We start from the raw sequence: 2,368 nt of genomic DNA, 5'->3' as shown, positions 1-2,368 counted from the left end.
GGCGGCAGCGCCACGGCCAGCAGCGCGACGGCGGCCGCCGCCCAATAGGGCCAGCGCTGCCAGAGGCAGAGCGCACAGGGCGCGAGGCCGGGCCAGCGCTCGCTGCCCAAGGCCAGCAGCGGCGCCGCGGCGGAGAGCGCGGCCGCGATCAGGGCGAAGGACATGGCGGCGAAGATCGTCCGGCCGCGCCGTTGCCGCAACCTGTCGTCGCCCCTACCCTCGCCGCCCGCACCGACAGGGGATCGTCATGCTGCGCATCTGGGGCCGCGCCAACTCGTCCAACGTGATGAAGGTGCTGTGGCTGTGCGAGGAACTGGCCATCCCCTTCGAGCGGGTGGATGCCGGCGGCGCCTTCGGCCGGACGAAGGACCCCGACTACCTGGCGATGAACCCGAACGCGCTGGTGCCGACCATCGAGGATGACGGCTTCGTGCTGTGGGAGAGCAACGCGATCCTGCGCTACCTGGCGCGCACCCGCGCGCCCGGCAGCGCAATCCTCCCGTCGGATCCGAAGGCGGCGGCGGATTGCGAGCGCTGGATGGACTGGCAGCTCGCCTCGCTCAACGCGCCGATGACCACGGTCTTCTTCACCTATGTCCGCATCCCGGAGCCGGAGCGCGACTGGCCGGCGACCGCGAAGGCGCGCGACGCGGCGGAACGGCTCTGGTCCATGGTGGACGCAAGGCTGCAACGCCACGACTTCGTCTGCGGCGCGTCGCTGACGCTCGCCGACATCGCCTTCGGCCCCTACATCCACCGCTGGTTCGCGCTGCCGATCGAGCGCAAGCCGATGCCGGCGCTGGAGGCGTGGTACGGGCGGCTGAAGGCGCGGCCGGGCTACGCGAAGCACGTCGCCGTCGCGATGAGCTGACGCTCAGCGCGACAGCACGCCCGGCCAGTTGCGGTCGGCGGCGGCGATGAAGCCCGGGATGTCGCGCAGCCAGCGCCGGTGAACCGCGGCATCGAAGTTGAGGTAGAGCCGCCCCCCCTCGATGCGCCAGTGCCGGGGATCGCCCGGCGCCGTGTAGCCCTGCGCCACCGCCCAGGCGCAGTAGCCGCCATAGGCCGGCGCATGGCGCGCCGGATCGGCCAGGAAGCGGTCACGGTTGGCTGCCGAGGCGAAGCGCCAACGCGCCCCGCCCCACTCGACCTCGAAGCGCTGTTCGCCCCGCACCGGCGCGCCGGCTGCGAAGTAGGCGACCGGGTCGAAGCCGCGCAGGGCGAGCCCGGCTTCGGTCAGGACCGCGGGCTTCGCCGCCTGCGCCCGCACCTCCGGCGCAATCGCGAGACAGATGAGAAGCCCCGACAGCGCGCGGCGGCCGGGACGGAAGGCCGGGATCATGACGGATGCTCCACGCTGCGCCACGCGCCACGTTCGCGCGAGCCGCGGCCGATGTTACGCGCGACTCAGCGCGTCGCGCCCGGCGTCCAGGTGACGTCGTTGGCGCCGTTGCCGTTCAGGCGGCGCGACAGGACGAAGAGGTGGTCCGAAAGCCGGTTGAGGTAGCGGACCACCGCCGGGTTCACCGGCTCCTCGCCGGCCAGCGCCACGACCAGCCGCTCCGCGCGGCGCACCACGGTGCGCGCCAGATGCGCATGCGCCGCCCCCGCGCTGCCGCCCGGCAGGACGAAGCTGCGCAGCGGCGGGATCTCGGCGTTCATCGCGGAGAGTTCCTGCTCCAGCCGCGCGCATTGCGCGTCGGCGACGCGCAGCCGGTCCTCGCCCTGGCCGGGCACGCAGAGATCGGCGCCGAGGTCGAAGAGATCGTTCTGGATGCGCGCCAGCATCGCATCGGCCTCGCCGTCGCCCGCCAGGTGCAGGCGCAGGATGCCGATCGCGGCATTCGCCTCGTCCACCGTGCCATAGGCCTCGACGCGCAGCGCGTCCTTGCGCACGCGCGAGCCGTCGCCGAGCGAGGTCTCGCCCCCGTCGCCGCCGCGCGTCGCGATCACGTCGAGCCGGACCATCGTCTGTCTCCAGGGGCCGCAGGGCTCAGCGCCGGGGCGCGAAGCCGTCCTGCTCGAGGCGGAAGGTGATGCCGACGGTGACGGTCGAAAAGACCGGGCGGCCATCCTGCGTCGCCGGCTCGAAGCGCCAACGGCGGACGGTGCGGGCCGCGCTGTCGTCGAGCGCGGCATGGCCGGAGGAGCCGAGGACGGAAAGGTCCAGCACGCGCCCGCCCGCATCCACCTGCACCAGCAGCGTCACGCGCCCCTGCTCGCCGCGGATCCGGCTGGCCTGCGGGTATTCCGGCGAGGGGTTGGAGACGCCCGAGGACGGGCGGGCGGGCACCACGGCGCCGAGCGCGGTGCCAGCCCCGGCGGCCAGGGCCGGCACCTCGCCCGGCGCGCCGCCCGTGAGACTGGA

Annotated in this window: 5 protein-coding genes; 1 reads left to right on the top strand and 4 read right to left on the bottom strand. The window is 73.8% G+C overall.

Features of this window, described 5'->3' with window-relative positions; genetic code table 11:
• The coding region (locus tag L2I40_RS21985; protein ID WP_237217410.1) for a disulfide bond formation protein B at positions 1 to 164 on the bottom strand (164 nt) is incomplete at its 3' end.
• Between the two features lie 83 nt (positions 165 to 247).
• On the opposite strand from L2I40_RS21985, the gene L2I40_RS21980 reads away from it, so the two are divergent.
• Positions 248 to 871, top strand: a complete 624-nt coding sequence (locus L2I40_RS21980; protein WP_237217409.1) for a glutathione S-transferase family protein — start codon at positions 248 to 250, stop codon at positions 869 to 871.
• Between the two features lie 3 nt (positions 872 to 874).
• Here L2I40_RS21980 and L2I40_RS21975 read toward each other — a convergent pair whose 3' ends face one another.
• From L2I40_RS21975 to L2I40_RS21965, 3 genes are all read right to left on the bottom strand, one after another.
• Complete coding sequence (locus L2I40_RS21975) at positions 875 to 1,342, bottom strand: YHS domain-containing (seleno)protein (RefSeq protein WP_237217407.1); 468 nt, start codon at positions 1,340 to 1,342, stop codon at positions 875 to 877.
• A 65-nt stretch (positions 1,343 to 1,407) separates the two neighbouring features.
• Entirely contained in the window at positions 1,408 to 1,968 is a 561-nt protein-coding gene (locus L2I40_RS21970; RefSeq protein ID WP_237217406.1) for a cob(I)yrinic acid a,c-diamide adenosyltransferase, read from the bottom strand.
• 25 nt (positions 1,969 to 1,993) lie between these two features.
• The coding region (locus tag L2I40_RS21965) for an energy transducer TonB (protein WP_237217403.1) at positions 1,994 to 2,368 on the bottom strand (375 nt) is incomplete at its 5' end.

The organism is Falsiroseomonas oryziterrae, from assembly GCF_021864505.1.
Taxonomy (GTDB): Bacteria; Pseudomonadota; Alphaproteobacteria; order Acetobacterales; family Acetobacteraceae; genus Falsiroseomonas; species Falsiroseomonas oryziterrae.
This window is presented reverse-complemented; position numbering and strand designations above follow the sequence as displayed.

Excerpts from the sequence above, each read along its gene's own strand:
- L2I40_RS21980 (WP_237217409.1), top strand. The coding sequence starts at position 248 with ATGCTGCGCATCTGGGGCCGCGCCAACTCGTCCAACGTGATGAAGGTG.
- L2I40_RS21975 (WP_237217407.1), bottom strand. The coding sequence starts at position 1,342 with ATGATCCCGGCCTTCCGTCCCGGCCGCCGCGCGCTGTCGGGGCTTCTC.
- L2I40_RS21970 (WP_237217406.1), bottom strand. The coding sequence starts at position 1,968 with ATGGTCCGGCTCGACGTGATCGCGACGCGCGGCGGCGACGGGGGCGAG.